The sequence below is a fragment of the Curtobacterium sp. 'Ferrero' genome (genome assembly GCF_002412165.1).
Classification (GTDB): Bacteria; Actinomycetota; Actinomycetes; order Actinomycetales; family Microbacteriaceae; genus Curtobacterium.
The window spans coordinates 57275-74085 of sequence record NZ_NXIA01000002.1; the positions used below are offsets into that span (position 1 = coordinate 57275).

The following is a 16811-nucleotide window of genomic DNA, read 5'->3' on the forward strand; positions in this document are numbered from 1 at the left end:
GTACGGATCACCGTACCTGATATACGGGTTGCGAGAACTGCTCGGCGGCCGGTCAGCCGGACAGCGCGTCGAGCCGGCGGAGCGTCTCCGGGTCGAGCACGCCGCCGTACCAGCGCTCGAGCGCACCCGTGAACGGTGTCGGGTCCTCGGCGGCGCGCGCGAACAGCGTCAGCGAGGAACGCAGCTTCACCGCGTCGACCCCGCCGAGCAGCTGGTCCGCCGACGCAGCCGGAGCCGCCGTCACGGTGGCGACCGCATCGAGGAGGCGCGGGCCGAGCACCGGGTGCGCGAGGTACGCACGCGCCTCCTGCAGACCGGCCAGGGCGTAGTACTGCGCGGTCGGGCTGCGGCCGAGGCCGGTGAGCTGCGGGAAGACGAACCACATCCAGTGCGACCGCTTCCGCCCCGACCGGAGCTCGGCGAGGGCGTTCTCGTGGACGCCCTCCTGCGCCGTGACGAAGCGTTCGAGGTCGTCGGTCACCGGACGACCTCGCCCCATGCGTACCGGACGGTGGTGGCGTCGACGACGAGCGCGGAGTCGGGCGCGCGGTCGAACAGCCCGGGCACACCGACCGCGTCGGGCAGGTCGCCCTCGAGGCGTTCCACGCGCGCCGACCGGACGGCGAGGGGCGGGTGCTGGCGCTGCCAGAAGACGGTCTGCGCCAGGTGCCTGGCGTGGATGCCCGCACGGGTGGTGAGTTCCGGGGCCAGCGCGGACGTCGCGGACTCCCCGGCCACGACGCGGACGCTGGCGGCGTGACGGGGCCGCGCCGTGCCTCCCGTCCCGGTCCACGACCCCAGCCGGACCGCGCGGGCCGCGCGGAACGGGTGCACCGCGCGGTTCGGTCGCCGGACCGAGCGGTGCGCGATGCTGTCGCCGCGTCGGCGCGACCGGGCGTGCGCGAACGTGTACGGGACGCCGAGGAGCGCATGTGCCGCGACGATCGCCGGGACGTTCGCGGTGTCGATCGTCCGGTACGCGACGCCGTGGCGGTCGCGGTCGTCGACGGTCAGCACCTCGATCGTGACCTCCGTCATCGAGCCGAGCCGGCCGGACGGCGGGAACGGGGGCACGCGCGTGTCGCGGAAGACGTACGCCGACAGCCCCACCCAGGCACTGCCGTCGACGACGTCGGGCCGGGTGCCGCGCGGGACCAGCCCGGCGAGCGCCTCGGGGTCGCGCCGCCAGTGCAGGAACACCACGTCCTCCCACGCGTGCACCGTCACCGGGCGGTGCCGGAGCGGCCCGGCTGCCCGGTCCGCTGGCGCACCGGTCACCGTGCGTGCCGCCCCACCCTGGCCGCCCACGCGACGAGTGGTGCCTGCAGGGGGAGTCGGAGGACCGACACGATCCGCGCGGTCCGCGTCGACCGCGGGCTGTCGAGCAGGTCGCGCGCCATCTTGACGTTGGCGGGGAACACGGCGACGAACAGGGCGGCGGCGGCCCACCCGGCCCGACGCCGGGTCGCGGGCAGCGCCAGGCCCGCGGCGATGCCGAGCTCGGCGAGCCCGGACGCGAGCGTCGTCAACCGAGGCGGCAGCGCGTCCGGGACGATCCGGTCGTACCCGCGCGGGCGGAGGAAGTGGGTGACCCCGGCTCCCCCGAGCACGAGGGCGAGGAGAGCGGCGGTGCGGTCGGCACGCCTGCGGCGTTCACGTCGTCCCATGGCCCCATCGTGCCCGTCCGGCTGCCGTGTTGTCCGGACCGGGCGGTCGCGTCAGGCCAGGCGGCCGTCGTGTCGGGCCGGGGCGGAGGCGTCAGGCCAGGGCAGTGGCGTCAGGCCAGGGCGGTGGCGTCAGGCCAGGGCGGTCAGGCCAGGGCGGTCGCGACGAGGTCGAGCACCGCGGCGGCCACCTCGGCCTTGGTCCCCGACGTCTCCCGGACGACCTCGCCGCCCGGGGTGAGGACCTCGATGGCGTTCTCCTCACGCTCGAACCCCGCCGACCAGCCGACGTGGTTCACGACGAGCAGGTCCGCCGGCTTCCTGGCGATCTTCGCCCGCCCGAGCGTGATCCGGGCGTCGCGGTCCGGTTCGGTCTCGGCGGCGAAGCCCACGACGATCTGCCCGGTCCGCCGGTTCGCCACGAGTTCCGCGAGCACGTCCGGGTTCCGCACGAGCTCGAGCATCAGGGTGTCGCCCTGTGCGTCCTTCTTGAGCTTCTCCGACAGCACCTCGGCCGGCCGGTAGTCGGCGACCGCGGCCGTCATCACGACCACGTCGGCCTCGGGCGCGGCCGCGCGGACCGCCTCGGCGAGCTCGAGGGCGGAGCCGACGGGGACGACCTCGGCGTCGAGGTCCGCCGTCAGCCCGGCGTCGACGTTGGCGGCGACGAGGGTCACGACCGCGCCGCGCGCCGCGGCGTCCGCGGCGATCGCGACGCCCTGCCGGCCGCTCGAACGGTTGCCGACGAAGCGCACCGGGTCGAACGGCTCGCGGGTGCCGCCCGCGGTCACCAGGACGCGGACGTCCCGCAGGTCGCCGGACGGGAGGACCGGGGCCGGGTCGAGCGGCCGGCCCGCGTGGTGCGGGTGGCTGGCGCGGTCGGTTCGGCTCGCTTCCTGCGGTCGGCCCGCGTGCGCCTGATCGGCCGACTCCTGGTCCAGGACGGCGAGCGCCGCGGCCACGATGTCCTCCGGCTCCGACATCCGCCCGATGCCGGAGTCGTCGCCCGTCAGCGCGCCGACGACCGGGCCGACGAGGTGCACACCGCGGGCGCGCAGCGTCTCGACGTTGGCGCGCGTTGCGGGGTGCTCCCACATCTGCGGGTGCATGGCGGGCGCGATGACCACGGGGGCCTCGGTCGCCAGGAGCGTCGTGCCGAGGAGGTCGCCGGCGAGTCCCGCGGCCATCCCTGCGATGGCGTCCGCGGTCGCCGGCGCGATGACGACGAGGTCCGCGCGCCGGCCGAGCGCCACGTGCCGGACCTCGGCGACGTCGTCCCACACGCTGGTCGTCACCGGGTTGCGGCTGAGCGCCTCGAGCGTCGGGAGGCCGACGAACCGGAGCGCGCCCTCGGTCGGGACGACGTGCACGTCGAACCCGCGCTTCACGAGGTCGCGCACGACGCCGACCGCCTTGTACGCGGCGATGCCTCCGGTGATGCCGACGACGACGGTGCAGGGGTGCTCTGCTGCTCGGTCCACGGTCGCCACGCTACCCGGCGGTGCCGACCGCGGCGGTGCCGATCGCCGTCGTGCGAGGATCGGGTGCATGTGCACCGTCGTCGTCCGCGTCGCGCCCGGTTCCCCGTGGCCCGTCACGATGCTCGCCCTCCGCGACGAGTCGCCGGAACGGCCGTGGGACCCGCCGGCGGCGTGGTGGCCGGAGCGCGACGCGTCGGTCCGCGGCGTGCGGGACCGCTCGGCCGGTGGCGCCTGGCTCGCGGCGTCCGACACGGACGGGCTCGCCGTAGTCCTGAACCGGGGCGAAGCCGTGCCGAGTGCCGACGGCACCTGGACCACCCGCGGCGTCGTGCCGCTCGATGCCCTGGCCGGCAACACCCCCGGCCGTGACGGCACGCTCCCCACGACCCGTGCGTTCAACCTCGTCCGGGCGACCGCCGACGGCGCCGAGGTCGTCGCGTGGGACGGCACCGAGGTGCGGACCACCCCGCTCGGACCCGGGGTGCACATGGTCACGCACGGCGAGCCGGACGACCCCGCGGCGCCCCGCATCGGACGGTGGCTCGACGCCTTCCGTGCCGTGGACGCACCCGAGGCGCCGCCCGTGCTCGGCCCGTTCGACGAACTCCGGTCGGCCGACCACGGTGTCGACGCGGGCGACGGCTGGAGCGGCTGGTTCGGGGTGCTCGCCAGGTCCGCCGACCTGCCGACCGACCACCCCGACGCGATCCTCCGTGACGTCCACGAGCGTGAGGGACACATGACCACACTGTCGATCGTCGCGGCCGCGGTCGGCCCGGAGCGGATCGTCCTGCAGCACGCGCGGCTCACCGAACCGGGGCGGCTCGACGGCTCCGTGGAGCTGCACCGCGCCTGAGCGTCACGGCTGGGTCGCTCCCTGCCGGCTGTGCACACCTGCAGCGGTCCACCCGGTCAGACCATGGCCGACGGCGTAGCTTCGCCGATCGTGACCTCCACCACCCGCACCGCGCTCGCCGTCCTCACGGCGGCCGTCGCCGTGCTCGCCCTCGGCGCCTGCAGCGAGCAGCCGGTCGTCGCCGCGGGCAGCGCGGCGACCCCGACCGCGAGCTCCGAGCCGTGGGACGACGCGAGCGGGGTCGCGGTCGTGGCGATCGGCGACTCGATCACCGGCGGACACGGGCTCACGACGGCGCAGGCCTGGCCCGCCCTCGTCGCCGACCAGCAGCACTGGGCACTCACGAACCTGTCCTGCGACGGCGCGGGAGTGGCCGCAGTCGGGGACGCCGACGACTGCGGCAGCGCGTACGCGACGCTCGTCAAGCGCGCCGTGGACCTGCGCCCGTCGGTCGTGTTCCTCCAGGCCAGTTCGAACGACCTCGGCCTCGACGACGCCGAGATCCGGAGCGCGACGAACACGGTCGTCGACGACGTGCACCGCCGCCTGCCGCACGCACGGGTCATCGGGCTGAGTGCGATCTGGAACCAGGACGCACCGCCGGCCCAGCTCGCCGTCATCTCGAAGGCCATGCGCTCGGCGCTCCGGCGCGAGGGCGGTACCTACGTCGACATCGGTGAGCCGCTCCGCGGGCACCCGACCTGGATGCAGTCCGACGACGTCCACCCGACCGCCCGCGGGCAGCAGGCGATCGCAGCAGCCGTCACCGCCGCGTTCGCCCGCGACGACGTGCGGTTCTGACCGGGACACCCGCCGTGCGACCCTCCCGCCGGGCACTCCTGTCGAGCGTCGTCGCGGTGGTCGTGGTCGGCGCGCTCGCCGGGTGCGCGCCGGACCTCACCGCCGCGGTGCCGCTCGGACCACGCGCCGTCGTCCGCCCCGTCGTCGCCGTGGTCGGCGACTCGATCACGATCGGGCACGGCCTGCGCGAGCGCCAGGCGTGGCCGGAGCTCCTCGCCGCGCGGGACGGCATCCGGGTGGCGGACCTCGGGTGCGACGGCGCCGGCGTGCTCGCCGAGGGCAGCGACCAGTGCTCCACGACGGAGGAGGGGCTCGCCGACGAGGCCGCGACGCTGCACCCGGACGTCGTGCTCCTGCAGGCCAGCTCGAACGACCTCGGGCAGGACGACGACGCGCTCGCGGGCGCCGACGAGCAGCTCGTCGCCGAGGTGCGTCGGCTCCTGCCGAACGCGCGCATCGCCGGGCTCAGCGCGCTGTGGTCCGAGCAAGCGCCTCCCGCGCAGCTCGCGGTGATCTCGGCGGCGCTCCGGACGGCGGTGCTCGCGTCGGGCGGGTCGTGGCTCGACCTCGGGCAGCCCCTCCACGGGCACCCGGACTGGATGCAGTCCGACGACGTGCACCCGACGGCACGCGGTCAGCGCGCCGTCGAGGCGGCGGTGGTGGCGGCTCTGGGACGCGACCACCTGCGGGTGTGAGGCGGCGCGACGGAGCCGGGCCGTGCCTCCCGACCGGACCCGGTTGTGCCCACCGGGCGGATCAGGCGGGCGGACGGGTGTCGGTGAGGTCCTCGGCGACCGCCCACAGGGAACGTGCGAGGGCGGCGCTCCGCGCCGATCGCGGGACGGGCGCGGTCGTCGTCGGACCGACCAGCCCCAGCGGGCCGTTCGGCCCGTAGTAGGCGCCGCCGACCGCGTTCGGGCCGACGGCGGCGTACAGCAGCGGTTGCGCGCCCTGCTCGACGTCCTGCGTGAACGGCAGCGCGCGGTCGCTCGATCGCACCGGCTTCGACCGACCGAGGGACCGACCGGCCGACTGCAGGTTCGTCCGGGTGTAGCCCGGGTGCGCCGCGGTGCTGACGAGCGACCAGTCGTGCTCGACCGTCAGGCGGTGCAGGTGCAGCGCGAGCAGCAGGTCCGCGAGCTTCGACTGCGCGTAGGCGCGCCAGCCGTTGTAGCCGCGCTCCCACTGCAGGTCCTCGAACCGGATGCTGCCGAACACCGCGGCGAGGCTCGACATGGTCGCGACCCGCGGCGACGGCGCCCGCAGCAGGGTCGGCAGGAGCAGGTTCGTCAGGGCGAACGGGCCGAGGAAGTTGGTCCCGAACTGCAGCTCGAACCCGTCGGCCGTCTCGAAGCGCTTCGGCGGGGCCATCACGCCGGCGTTGTTCACGAGCACGTCGAGGGGCCGGTCGTCGGCGACGACGCCGTCCGCGAACCGGTGCACGCTGGCCAGGTCGGCGAGGTCGAGCTCCCGCACCTCCACGTCGGCGCCGGGGTGGGCGGAACGGATCTCGGCGGCGGCGGTGTCACCCTTCGCGACGGTGCGGACGGCGAGCACCACGGAGGCGCCGGCCGCGGCGAGGCGGGTGGCGGTCTCCTTGCCGGTGCCGCTGTTGGCGCCCGTGACGACGATGCGGCGGCCGGTCTGGTCGGGGATCTGCGGCATGGCCGAAACCTACACGCGCCGGGTGCGGGCGCGCTGGTGGCGTGACGCGCCTCGTGGTAAAGTTCATGCAAACGCATCGAAAGGCGAGCACATGAGCAACGCGTTCGGCACCGACCGGCCCTCCGACGTCCCGCCCCCCGCCCCGGACCGGGTCGGACCGCTGGAACTCGGCCTCGACACCTTCGGCGACGTCACCGAACTCCCCGACGGCACCGTCAAGTCCGACGCGCAGAGCATCCGCGACGTCGTCGAGCAGGCCGTCCTCGCCGACCAGATCGGCATCGACTTCATCGGCGTCGGCGAGCACCACCGCGCCGACTTCATCGTCAGCGCACCCGAGGTCGTCCTCGCCGCGATCGCCGCGTCCACGTCACGGATCCGCCTCGGCTCGGCCGTCACCGTGCTCTCCTCCGACGACCCCGTCCGCGTGTACGAGCGGTTCGCCACCGTCGACGCGATCTCGGACGGTCGCGCCGAGGTCATCCTCGGCCGCGGCTCGTTCACCGAGTCGTTCCCGCTGTTCGGCTACGAGCTGTCCGACTACGAGGTGCTCTTCGAGGAGAAGCTCCAGCTCTGGTCCGCCCTCCGCGGCGGCGACAGGGTCACCTGGTCCGGCACCAAGCGCGCACCGCTCGTCGGCCAGGACGTCTTCCCGAAGCTCGAGCACGGCCCCATCCCGACGTGGATCGGGGTCGGCGGCTCACCCCAGTCGGTCATCCGTGCAGCCTCCTACGGCATGCCGCTGTTCCTCGCGATCATCGGTGGGCAGCCGGCGCAGTTCGCACCGTTCTCGCGGCTGTACCGTCAGGCGCTGACCCAGCTCGAGCTCCCGCAGCAGCCCATCGCGATGCACTCGCCCGGCTTCATCGCCGAAACCGACGAAGAGGCAGCGGAGCGCTACTGGCCGTACCACAAGGCCGTGACCGACCAGCTCGGGCGCGAGCGCGGATGGCCTCCGCTCGACGTCGCCGGCTACCGCGCGTCGCTCTCCGCCGGCGGGTCGCTGTACGTCGGGTCGCCGGAGACGGTCGCGCGGAAGATCGCCCGCAACATGCGCATCCTCGGCGTCTCCCGGTTCGACATGCGCTACGCCACCGGGCGGCTCCCGCACGAGGACATGATGCGGTCGATCGAGCTGTACGGCACGAAGGTGGCGCCGCGGGTGCGTGAGCTCATGGCGGAGCCGGTTCCGGTGCCCTGATCGGGGCCGGGGCCGGGGCCGGGGTCGGGGCCGGGGCCGGGCCGGGGTGTGAGCCCTGGTTCGGCCGGATGGTGCGGCCCGTCGCGGGGCGGTCCGGGGGCGCGGCGCGCCGCGCAGACGGCCTGGAGGCGCGACCCGCCGCCGTCACGCCGCTCTCGGCGTGCCCGGGTAGCGTCCGGCGCATGTCCCGGAACCCCGAGTCCTCCGAACGCCACTTCCGCGGGAAGATCTTCGGCGTCGGCACCACGTCCGGCGTCCGCATCGTCGTGGGGCACTGGGACCGGTCGCCGTTCGGCCCTTTCACGGACGTGTTCCTGGAGCAGGCCGACGGCTCCTCCGTGCTGCTCGCGCCCGACGAGCTCGTCGCGGCGTACGTGTCCGGCACGTACCGGTTCGACACGGTGTCCGTGGTCGACGTGCGGACCCGACGGACAGCCCGCGGCCTCGAGGTCGACGCCGGACCACTCCAGGCATCGATCGACGTGGGCGGCATCTCCCCGCTCGGCCGTGTGCTCCGGATCGTCCCCAAGCCGATCGCCCGTGACTGGCGGTGGCTCACCCTGATCGACCCCGTGGCGCGACTCGTCTCGCCCGGCTCGGCGACTGCCGGCTCGGCGGGCAACGGACGGCGGGAGTACTACGGCGTGACCGGTGCGCACGACGTCACGGGCGTCCGCGGGACCTGGGCGGGGGAGCCGCTCGGGTCGATCGCCCCGCTCGACCCGCCGGTGGCGTTCGGCTTCGCGTCGATGCCGCGCGTGCCGCAGGTGGTCGACGTTGAGACCACGATCCGCGAGCCCGCTCCCTGACCTGCCGGCTGCTGCTGCGCGCCTGCGTGAGCGTTCCTGCCCATCGCACCCGCAGTGGAAAGCCGTTCCGCTCGTGGGAGGTCAGTTCTTCCTGCACCCTACGAGCGGAACGGTCACCCACGAGCGGAACGGTGACCCACGAGCGGAACGGCCGACCATCCGGGTGGCCGGAGCGGCGGGGCGGGGGTGCGTGGTGCCTCCCGGCTGCTGCTGTGTAGCTGCGTGAGCGTTCTTGCCCATCGCACGCGCAGTAGGAAGCCGTTCCGCTCGTAGGAGGTCGGTTCTTCCTGCACCCTACGAGCGGAACGGTCACCCACGAGCGGAACGGCCGACCATTCGGGTGGCTGGAGCGGCGGGGCGGGGGTGCGTGGTGCCTCCCGGCTGCTGCTGTGTGGCTGCCTGAGCGTTCTTGCCCATCGCACGCGCAATAGGAAGCCGTTCCGCTCGTAGGAGGTCGTTTCTTCCTGCACCCTACGAGCGGAACGGTCACCCACGAGCGGAACGGCCACCGCGCGAGGGAGCCGCGGCGGACGCTTCCAGCGACGGGGAGCATGCTGGGCCGAACGGAACGCGCCCCGGGCCAGACCCGGCCGCACGTCGGGCACAACGGGGCGCACGACGAGGAGGACCAACCATGACCGACACCCAGGCCGACCAGCGAGCAGCCATCTCGGACATCGTCCACGGAGCACGCACGGCGCTCCTCACCACGCTGAGCGCCGACGGGCAGTTGCACGCCCGGCCGCTCGCGGTGCAGGACAAGGCGTTCAACGGGACGCTCCGGTTCCTGGTGCAGGACGGCAGCGAGAAGGTCGACGACATCGCCCGCAACCCGCAGGTCAACGTCGCGATCGAGTCGCAGGGCGGCTACCTGTCCATCGCCGGCACCGCCACCGTGACGCAGGACGACAGTGTGATCGACGAGCTGTGGTCACCGTTCGCCGAGGCCTGGTTCCCGGAGGGACGCGACGACCCCTCGATCCGGCTCCTCACCGTGCACGGGGAGTCGGTCGAGTACTGGACGCAGGACACCGGTCCCGTGGGGAGCCTCGTGCAGACCCTCAAGGCCGCGCTCGGCAAGCAGGACCAGCCGGACACCGGCCACCACGGGACGGTCGAGCTGTAGCGGGCAGACGCCGACCCGGATCGACGAAGCCGCTGTCGAACGACAGCGGCTTCGTCGTTCCACAGCGGCAACCGGGCGCGGCCAGCGGCAACGGGCCGCGGCCAGCGGCAACCGACGGCCGCGGCCACCGGCAACGGACGGCCGCGGCCAGCGGCGACCGAGCGCGCTCAGCTCACGGCGGGCCGAGCAACCACAGCACGGCGACGAGCCCCGGCTGCCCGAGCACCGCGCAGGTGACGAACGTCCACCGCATCCACGGCTTCGCCACGAGCTCCGGCGACCCGAACAGCGGCGCGAGCGGCATGAGCAACCGGGGCGTCGACGCCATCGGGAGCGACACCGCGAAGATGTAGAGCGCGTAGGCCGCCGAGTACAGCACGGTCGTCGTCCCCAGCCGCCTCGTCGACCGCCGAAGCAACCAGACGGGGTACGACACGAGCAGGAACACCACGATGAGCACGCCGCCCACCCCGAGCCATCGGGAGGCGATGAGGAACCACGGCGTCAGGGGTGCGAAGTCGACGCGTCCGATGAAGTTGACCCACCACGACATCTCCGTCTGCAGGTAGGCGTTCGGCGTCCCCGTCACGTGCGATGCGATGACCGGCCAGGCGACACCCGCGGCCGCCATGACGACGCCCGAGGCGACGGCTGCGACCTGCTCCCGCACCGGGAAGACGTCGAGGGTGCGTCCCGGGCCGCGCCGGGCACGGACCCACCGCACCAGCACGACCACCCCGAGCAAGAGCGGGATCGCCAGCGCACCCGGACGGGTGAACGCCGCGACGACCCCGAGCAGGGTCAGCAGGCCGTACCGTCGTCGCTCGAGGGCGAGCAACGCGCCGAACGTGAGCGCCAGGAACGTGCTCTCCGCGTAGCCGACCTGCAGCAGGAACGACAGCGGGCCGCACGTGAAGAAGAACACCGCCCACATCCCCGCGGCCGGTCCCGCGTGGTCGGCGACGAGCCGGTGCAGCAGGAATGTGGCGACGAGTCCGGCGACGAGGGCGATCAACGGCGCGCCGACCTCGAAGGTGATCCCGGTGGACGCCGTGAGCATGCGGATCGCGAACGGGAAGGCCGGCAGGAACGCCCAGGCGTTCTGCGTCACGTGCCCCGCCGCGTCGGTCGGCAGGGTGCTCGGGTACCCGTGCAGCGAGATCTGCTGGTAGTACTGCCCGTCCCACGCCGTCAGGAAGGTCAGGAAGCCGTGGTCGTTGCCCCAGATCGCGTTCGCAGGCAGCGCCCGTCCGATGAGCGGGTACGCCAGCGCCAGCCAGAAGGTCGACACGATGCGTCCGCCGGTCCAGACGAGGAGCACGGCGGCCCATGCCGGCAGGCTGGTCGCGAGGTCGGTGAACCGCCGTCGGCCGGTCGCGAGCGATCCGGAGAGCGTCGATTCGGGCGGCACGGGTCGAGGGTAGTCGCCCGTTCCCGACAACACCCTGCCTGGAGGCGCGGGTCGCGTTGTGCACAGCGGAAACCGGCGGTCGCGTGGCCGGTTCCGGCGCACGTCGCCCGCCTAGGTTGGTGACGACCGAACCGTCGACAGGAGCAGAGCATGCCGAAGACCGCCATCGTCACCGACCACGCGCCGAAGCCCGCCGGCCCCTACAGCCAGGGCATCGTCGCCGGCGGGTTCCTCTGGACGGCCGGCTTCGGCCCGCAGGACCCGGCGACGGGTGCGATGGCCGACGACGTCGCCGGGCAGACCGCGCAGGTGCTCGCGAACGTCGCGGCGGTCCTCGCCGAGCACGGCGCCACGCTCGACGACGTCGTGAAGTCGACGGTGCACCTCGAGCACTCCGACCGTGACTTCGCCGCGTTCAACGAGGAGTACGCGAAGCACTTCTCCGAGCCGTACCCGGTCCGCACCACCGTGCAGTCGCACCTCGCCGGCATCCTCGTCGAGATCGACGTCGTCGCGGTGCTCCCCACCGCCTGAGCGGTTCCTCAGTCCGACGCCCCGCCGCTGGGCACCCCGTCTTCGACCGGCTCCGTCCGGCGCAGTCCGGCGCCGGGCGTCGCGTGCGTCAGTGCGCCACGGCGGACTACGGGGATCCCGGCGACGAGCACGTCGTCGACGCCCTCGGCCAGCAGTTCGGGCTCGTCGTACGTCGAGCGCGCACGCACCCGCTCGGGGTCGACGACGACGAGGTCGGCGACCCATCCTGGAGCGACCACACCGCGACGACCGAGCCCGAAGCGTGCCGCGGGGGACGTGGACAGGTGGTCCTGCGCCTCTCGCCACGACAGCAGTCCGGCGCGCGCGTAGTCGCTGAGGTACCGCGCGAACGTGCCGTACGCGCGGGGATGCGGGTGCGAGCCGACGAAGATCCCGTCGGAACCGCCGGTGTGCCCGGGGGAACGGAACAGGGCGGCGAGTTCCTCGGCCGAGCGGGGCCGGGGCACCCGCATGATGACCGTCACTTGCAGGTCGGAGTCGACGAGCACGTCGAGAGCGAGGTCGACGGGGTCGGTTCCGGTCCGGTCGGCCGCCTCGGCGAGGGTCAGTCCCTGCAGCGCGTGGAACTCGGGCGCGGGCACGTGCGACAGCGTGACCTGGTCGGCCCACGCGGTCCCGAGGTCCGGCCGCCCGAGGACCCGGTCGAGCACGGCACCGCGGACCCGCCGTCGACCGTCCTCGTCCTCGAGTGCGCGGGCGAGGTCGTCGGTGCCGGGTCGGGCGAGTCCGGCGGGCAGCAGCAGCATCGACAGGATCGTGCAGCCCCGCGAGTACGGGTAGGCGTCGAAGCCGACTTCGACGCCCTGCTGTTCCGCGCGGGCGAGTTCCGCGAGGGCGAGCGGCACGGGGGCGTGCAGGTGCGACACGTGCGCCCGGGCTCCGGCGGCGCGGGCGATGCGGACGACCTCGTCGATGCCCGCGGGTGTGTTCGCCTCGTAGCCCCCGCGCATGTGGGTGACGTAGGGGCCGCCGACCGTGGCTGCGACCGCCGCCAGCGCAGCGAGCTCCTCGGCGTCCGCGAACAGTCCCGGGACGTAGTCGAGACCGGACGCCAGGCCGACCGCCCCGTCCGTCATGCCCTGCAGCACCAGCATCCGCATCGCGTCGAGCTGGTCGGCACCGGCCGGTCCCGGATCGTCGCCCATCACCTCGTGCCGCACGGTGCCGGCCGGCACGAGGGTCGCCACGTTCACCCGGGTGGTGCCGTCGTAGGTCGCGAGCAGCCCGGCGATGCCGCCACCGCGGTAGGTCGGGTGCGGACCGTCGATCGCCCCGAAGTACCGGGCCGCGTACGCGCCGTCGCCCGGGGCCGGTCCGACGCCGTCCTGGCCGGTGACGACCGTCGTGACGCCCTGGCGGAGGAGCGCCAGCTGCACCCGCTCCTCGAACAGCAGCGAGCCCGCGTGGGAGTGCGCGTCGACGAAGCCCGGCATGACGATCCGTCCCGAGCAGTCGATCACCTGGTCGACGGAGGGTGTCCGGTCGTCGGACGCCGCCCCGGGCTCCAACCCTTCTGTACGGACCTCGGCGACCCTGCCGTCGGCGACGAGGACGTCCGCTCGTCGGAACCCGCCGCTGCCGTCGACGATCGAACCGCCGGCGAGCAGGAGTGTCGCGCTCATCGTCCGAGCGCGGCGACGAGCCGCTCCGCCCGCGACCGGAGGCCGTCGAGGTCGCCGTCGGTCAACGCCCCACCCACGAGCGGCGACCCGATGCCGACCGCGACCGCCCCCGCCGCGAGGTAGTCGCCCGCGTCCTCGACGCCGATGCCGCCGGACGGCACCACGTCGACGAAGTCCAGCGGCGCGAGCACCTGCCGGAGGAACGCCGGGCCGCCGAGCTGGGCCGCGGGGAACACCTTGACGGCGCGTGCCCCGTGTCGCCACGCCCGCACGATCTCGGTCGGGGTCGCCGCGCCCGGGTACCAGCCGAGGCCGCGCTCGTGGGCGCGCTCGCCGATCGCCGGGTCCGTGTGCGGGCTGACCGCGAACGACGCCCCGGCCGCCGCCGCCTCGTCGAGCTGCCGCGGCTCGATGACGGTGCCGACCCCGAGCGTCGCCGACCGACCGTACCGTTCGACCGCCCAGGCGATGCCCTCCCGCCACCGCGGCGTGTTCGTGGTGATCTCGATCGCGCGGATCCCCGACTCGACCAGCACGGCGACGACGTCCTCGACGTGTTCGCCGGTCCCGCCGCGGAGGATCGCGATCGCGGGGCCCGCCTGGTGTCGGTGTCGTTCGGTCTCGGCCATGGGTGGTCCCTCCGGTCTGGTCGGTCTGCAGCCGTCGCTCGTCAGCGGTCCACGCGGTCGTGCACCACGTGGTCGTGGTCGTCGAGATGGTGGGCGTCCACGCCCTCGTGCTCGCCGCCCCCGCCCGCTCGGACAGCTCGCTCCCAGTCGCCGGCCCACGTGCACGCCCGGGCACCGGCGTCCGCGGCGCGCGCGAGGCCGTCCTCCGGGGCGGCTCCGGCCAGCATGCCCGCGAGCCACGCCGCCACGAACGCGTCCCCGGCACCCACCGGGTCCACCACCCGCACCGGGGTCGCCGGCCTGCGGTGGAGCACGCCGTCGACCGATGCCACCGCGCCGCGCGAACCCAGCTTGACGACCGCGGTCCCCTGGGCGAGTGCGGCGAGGTCGTGCGCGAGCGCCGCTTCGTCGTCCGGACGCTCGTCGCGGCCGAGGACGAGCCGGGCCTCGTCGTCGCCGGCGAAGACGACGGTCGACCGGACCGCGATCGCCCGGTAGACCGAGCGCGCGGTGTCGACGTCGACGAGCTTCGGCCGGTGGTTCACGTCGAACGACACCGGGACGTCGGCGGCGTGGGCACGGTCGAGGGCAGCGTCGACGCTGGCCCGTGCGGAGGTCGAGAGCACGGGGGTGATGCCGGTGCAGTGCAGGAGCGCCGCACGCTCGACGACGCCGGCCGGCAGGTCCGCCGGGCTCAGCGCCGAGCCCGCGGAGCCGCGACGGTGGTACGAGACGCGGGTGCGACCGTCGGGCAGGCGTTCCTTGAGCATGAGCCCGGTCGACCGGTCGGGGTCGCGGACCCCGACGACCTCCACCCCGGCACCGCGCACGTCGGCGAGCACCCGGTCGCCCGCCGGGTCGGTGCCCACCCGTCCGATCCACGTCGCGGGCACCCCCGCCCGTGCGAGGCCGATCGCGACGTTGCTCTCCGCCCCGCCGGTGTCGACCGTGACGGCGTCCAGGTCGGTCAGCGGACCGCGGCCCCCGAGGAGCAGCATCGTCTCGCCGAACGTGACGACGGGGCCGGTCACCGGACGGCCCTCGACAGGGCGATCCGCGCCGACGACGAGCCGAGCGCGACCGAGATCTCGTGCGCCGTCCGGACCACACCGGACCCGAGTTCGCGGACCGCCGCGGCCGGGAACCGGGAGGCGAGCCCCGAGATGCTCATCGCGCCGACCAGCTGGTTCGCGTGGTCGAACACGGGTGCGGCGACGCAGCGGATGTCGGGTTCGTTCTCGCGGTCGTCGATGCCGTACCCGCGCTGGAGCGTGCGGTCGACCTCGCGGCGCCACCGGACGTCGTCGGTGATGGTGTGCTCGGTCATCGCGCGGACGGGCTCGGCGAGCACCCGGGCGAGCAGGTCCGGCTCGCCGAATGCGACGATGGCCTTGCCGGACGCGGTGTTCCGCATCGGCAGGCGGTTGCCGATCCGGGATCCCATCCGCACGGTCCCGCGGGTCTCCACCTTGTCGACGTAGACGATGTCGGTGCCGTCCGGCACGACGAGGTGACAGGTCAGCCCGGTCTGCTCGGCGGTACGCCGGAGGAAGGGCGCGGCGGCGGCCCGGAGGTCGATGCCCTCGAGGTAGCTCTGCCCGAGGAGCAGTGCTCCGAGGCCGAGGGTGAAGCCTGCGTCGGCGGTGCGGCGCAGCAGGTCGCTCTCGACCATCGGCGCGGTCAACCGCAGGACGGTCGACTTCGCGGTGCCGAGCTCGGCGGCCAGCGTGCCGAGGCTGACTGAGGCGTCGCCCGCCCGGGTGCGCTCGGCGACGCAGTCGAGCAGCCGCAGGCCGCGCCGCAGCGAGAGCGCCGCGTTGCGGGCCGGGAGGTCGGGCGCGGTCACCGGAACACCGTCTCGATCGTGTCGAGCACCCGGTCGTCGTCGTCGAGGACGAGGACCCGTCGCCACTTGTCGAACACGGTGCACGGGTGCGAGATGCCGAACACCACCACGTCCCCCGGCGTCAGTGCGGGCGCCCCGTCGGCGAGCCGCAGGTAGCAGTGCTGGTCGTCGAGACGGGTGACGGTGACCGTCCCGGGGACCGGGGGGACGGGGCGGGCGCTCGCCGTGCCTCCCGGCCGGACCTCGCGCACCACCGGGAGGCCTTCGTCGAAGCTGATGTCGCGTTTGCCGACCGCGACCAGGGCGAGACCGGGTTCCGGGCAGGACGTGACGCGACCCCACACCCGGATGGCCGGCCGCAGGTGGCCCTCCTCCGGCCGACGGCCGAACGGGGTGCGCTCGGCGTAGAAGCCGTCGTCGTGCGTCAGGGACGCGCCGCTGCGCAGCAGCACGTCGACGTCGTCGGGCCGGTCCTCGACCGCGTCGACGACCGCGTCGAACCAGGCGCTGCCGCCCATGCTCAGCAGGGTGCGCGGTGCGGCCACGACCTCGCGGACCGCGCTGGCGGCGTCGAGCACGCCGCGGACGTAGGACCGCGCCTCGTCGGGGCCGGGGAGTCCGCCCTCGTAGCCGGTGACACCGCGGACCCGGAGTCCCGCCGCGGCGGCGTGGTGGGCGAGGGCGATGCCGTCGGCGGGGGAGCGGACACCCGTGCGACCGCCTGGGAAGCCGATCTCGACCAGGACGTCGAGCGCGCCGTGCTCGGCGGCCGCGGCCACGCCGGCGTCGGAGTCCACCTGGAACAGCACGTCGGCGTCCGGCGCGGCCCCAGGCCGCCCGGCGATCCAGGCGAGCCCGGCGGGGTCGAGGACCTCGTTCGCGATGAACAGCCGACGGATCCCGTGGTCCCACGCGACGACCGCCTGCTGCACGGACGCGACGGTCATGCCCCAGGCGCCGAGGTCGAGTTGCCGACGCGCGAGGGCCGGCGCCATGTGGGTCTTCATGTGCGGTGCGAACAGGAGCCCGTGGCGATCGACGTACGCCTGCATCACGGCCGCGTTGGCCGCGAGCGCGGACTCCCGCAGCGTCATCACGGGCAGGAGCACGTCGTCGAGCACGTGTGCGGGCATCGGACCTCCTCG

At 74.2% G+C, this 16811-nt stretch carries 18 protein-coding genes; 7 read left to right on the forward strand and 11 right to left on the reverse strand.

The window, feature by feature from the left end:
- Positions 1–52: 52 nt before the first annotated feature.
- The 4 genes from Csp2054_RS02300 to Csp2054_RS02315 form a co-directional block, all read right to left on the reverse strand.
- Entirely contained in the window at positions 53–481 is a 429-nt protein-coding gene (locus Csp2054_RS02300; protein WP_255252580.1) for a DUF1810 domain-containing protein, read from the reverse strand.
- Complete coding sequence (locus Csp2054_RS02305; protein WP_176491513.1) at positions 478–1278, reverse strand: DUF2071 domain-containing protein; 801 nt, start codon at positions 1276–1278, stop codon at positions 478–480. Before Csp2054_RS02305 ends, Csp2054_RS02300 begins: the two co-directional genes overlap by 4 nt.
- Positions 1275–1667 carry a hypothetical protein gene (locus Csp2054_RS02310; protein ID WP_096897701.1) on the reverse strand — a complete coding sequence of 131 codons (393 nt, stop codon included), beginning with the start codon at positions 1665–1667 and terminating at the stop codon, positions 1275–1277. Before Csp2054_RS02310 ends, Csp2054_RS02305 begins: the two co-directional genes overlap by 4 nt.
- A 143-nt stretch (positions 1668–1810) precedes the next feature.
- A complete protein-coding gene (locus tag Csp2054_RS02315) occupies positions 1811–3145 on the reverse strand; it encodes a bifunctional phosphopantothenoylcysteine decarboxylase/phosphopantothenate synthase (RefSeq protein ID WP_255252581.1) in 1335 nt (444 codons plus the stop codon).
- A 67-nt stretch (positions 3146–3212) separates the two neighbouring features.
- Here Csp2054_RS02315 and Csp2054_RS02320 point away from each other — a divergent pair, with 67 nt between their 5' ends.
- The 3 genes from Csp2054_RS02320 to Csp2054_RS02330 all read left to right on the forward strand — a co-directional run bounded on the left by Csp2054_RS02320 (position 3213) and on the right by Csp2054_RS02330 (position 5497).
- Positions 3213–4001 carry an NRDE family protein gene (locus Csp2054_RS02320; protein ID WP_176491514.1) on the forward strand — a complete coding sequence of 263 codons (789 nt, stop codon included), beginning with the start codon at positions 3213–3215 and terminating at the stop codon, positions 3999–4001.
- Between the two features lie 90 nt (positions 4002–4091).
- A complete protein-coding gene (locus Csp2054_RS02325) occupies positions 4092–4802 on the forward strand; it encodes an SGNH/GDSL hydrolase family protein (protein WP_176491515.1) in 711 nt (236 codons plus the stop codon).
- Between the two features lie 14 nt (positions 4803–4816).
- On the forward strand, positions 4817–5497 hold the full coding sequence (locus Csp2054_RS02330; RefSeq protein ID WP_176491516.1) for an SGNH/GDSL hydrolase family protein: 681 nt from the start codon (positions 4817–4819) through the stop codon (positions 5495–5497).
- A gap of 61 nt (positions 5498–5558) precedes the next feature.
- Here Csp2054_RS02330 and Csp2054_RS02335 read toward each other — a convergent pair whose 3' ends face one another.
- The gene (locus Csp2054_RS02335) at positions 5559–6467 is read right to left on the reverse strand and encodes an SDR family oxidoreductase (RefSeq protein ID WP_096897706.1); all 909 of its coding nucleotides are present in this window, start codon (positions 6465–6467) and stop codon (positions 5559–5561) included.
- A 91-nt stretch (positions 6468–6558) separates the two neighbouring features.
- Here Csp2054_RS02335 and Csp2054_RS02340 point away from each other — a divergent pair, with 91 nt between their 5' ends.
- The 3 genes from Csp2054_RS02340 to Csp2054_RS02350 all read left to right on the forward strand — a co-directional run bounded on the left by Csp2054_RS02340 (position 6559) and on the right by Csp2054_RS02350 (position 9603).
- Positions 6559–7668, forward strand: a complete 1110-nt coding sequence (locus Csp2054_RS02340) for an LLM class flavin-dependent oxidoreductase (RefSeq protein ID WP_255252582.1) — start codon at positions 6559–6561, stop codon at positions 7666–7668.
- A 182-nt stretch (positions 7669–7850) separates the two neighbouring features.
- A complete protein-coding gene (locus Csp2054_RS02345) occupies positions 7851–8477 on the forward strand; it encodes a hypothetical protein (protein ID WP_096897707.1) in 627 nt (208 codons plus the stop codon).
- Between the two features lie 634 nt (positions 8478–9111).
- A complete protein-coding gene (locus Csp2054_RS02350) occupies positions 9112–9603 on the forward strand; it encodes a pyridoxamine 5'-phosphate oxidase family protein (RefSeq protein ID WP_096897708.1) in 492 nt (163 codons plus the stop codon).
- A 172-nt stretch (positions 9604–9775) separates the two neighbouring features.
- Here Csp2054_RS02350 and Csp2054_RS02355 read toward each other — a convergent pair whose 3' ends face one another.
- Positions 9776–11014 (reverse strand): hypothetical protein, encoded by a 1239-nt coding sequence (locus tag Csp2054_RS02355; RefSeq protein WP_096897709.1) that lies wholly within the window; start codon positions 11012–11014, stop codon positions 9776–9778.
- 150 nt (positions 11015–11164) lie between these two features.
- Between Csp2054_RS02355 and Csp2054_RS02360 the strand changes: the two genes are divergently transcribed.
- Entirely contained in the window at positions 11165–11548 is a 384-nt protein-coding gene (locus tag Csp2054_RS02360; RefSeq protein ID WP_096897710.1) for a RidA family protein, read from the forward strand.
- Positions 11549–11556: 8 nt separating this feature from the next.
- Here Csp2054_RS02360 and Csp2054_RS02365 read toward each other — a convergent pair whose 3' ends face one another.
- The 5 genes from Csp2054_RS02365 to Csp2054_RS02385 are packed head-to-tail and all read right to left on the reverse strand — an operon-like array spanning position 11557 to position 16799.
- Complete coding sequence (locus Csp2054_RS02365; RefSeq protein WP_096897711.1) at positions 11557–13191, reverse strand: N-acyl-D-amino-acid deacylase family protein; 1635 nt, start codon at positions 13189–13191, stop codon at positions 11557–11559.
- On the reverse strand, positions 13188–13820 hold the full coding sequence (locus Csp2054_RS02370) for a bifunctional 4-hydroxy-2-oxoglutarate aldolase/2-dehydro-3-deoxy-phosphogluconate aldolase (protein WP_096897712.1): 633 nt from the start codon (positions 13818–13820) through the stop codon (positions 13188–13190). The genes Csp2054_RS02365 and Csp2054_RS02370 overlap by 4 nt, the downstream gene beginning before the upstream one ends.
- A 41-nt stretch (positions 13821–13861) precedes the next feature.
- A complete protein-coding gene (locus Csp2054_RS02375; RefSeq protein ID WP_096897713.1) occupies positions 13862–14851 on the reverse strand; it encodes a sugar kinase in 990 nt (329 codons plus the stop codon).
- On the reverse strand, positions 14848–15666 hold the full coding sequence (locus Csp2054_RS02380; RefSeq protein ID WP_096897714.1) for an IclR family transcriptional regulator: 819 nt from the start codon (positions 15664–15666) through the stop codon (positions 14848–14850). Before Csp2054_RS02380 ends, Csp2054_RS02375 begins: the two co-directional genes overlap by 4 nt.
- A complete protein-coding gene (locus Csp2054_RS02385; RefSeq protein WP_096897715.1) occupies positions 15663–16799 on the reverse strand; it encodes an alanine racemase in 1137 nt (378 codons plus the stop codon). The genes Csp2054_RS02380 and Csp2054_RS02385 overlap by 4 nt, the downstream gene beginning before the upstream one ends.
- Positions 16800–16811 lie beyond the last annotated feature (12 nt).

Coding starts and splice junctions, on each gene's coding strand:
- Csp2054_RS02320 (WP_176491514.1), top strand. CDS start 3,213: ATGTGCACCGTCGTCGTCCGCGTCGCGCCCGGTTCCCCGTGGCCCGTC.
- Csp2054_RS02365 (WP_096897711.1), bottom strand. CDS start 13,191: ATGAGCGCGACACTCCTGCTCGCCGGCGGTTCGATCGTCGACGGCAGC.
- Csp2054_RS02350 (WP_096897708.1), top strand. CDS start 9,112: ATGACCGACACCCAGGCCGACCAGCGAGCAGCCATCTCGGACATCGTC.
- Csp2054_RS02385 (WP_096897715.1), bottom strand. CDS start 16,799: ATGCCCGCACACGTGCTCGACGACGTGCTCCTGCCCGTGATGACGCTG.
- Csp2054_RS02335 (WP_096897706.1), bottom strand. CDS start 6,467: ATGCCGCAGATCCCCGACCAGACCGGCCGCCGCATCGTCGTCACGGGC.
- Csp2054_RS02345 (WP_096897707.1), top strand. CDS start 7,851: ATGTCCCGGAACCCCGAGTCCTCCGAACGCCACTTCCGCGGGAAGATC.
- Csp2054_RS02370 (WP_096897712.1), bottom strand. CDS start 13,820: ATGGCCGAGACCGAACGACACCGACACCAGGCGGGCCCCGCGATCGCG.
- Csp2054_RS02310 (WP_096897701.1), bottom strand. CDS start 1,667: ATGGGACGACGTGAACGCCGCAGGCGTGCCGACCGCACCGCCGCTCTC.
- Csp2054_RS02340 (WP_255252582.1), top strand. CDS start 6,559: ATGAGCAACGCGTTCGGCACCGACCGGCCCTCCGACGTCCCGCCCCCC.
- Csp2054_RS02360 (WP_096897710.1), top strand. CDS start 11,165: ATGCCGAAGACCGCCATCGTCACCGACCACGCGCCGAAGCCCGCCGGC.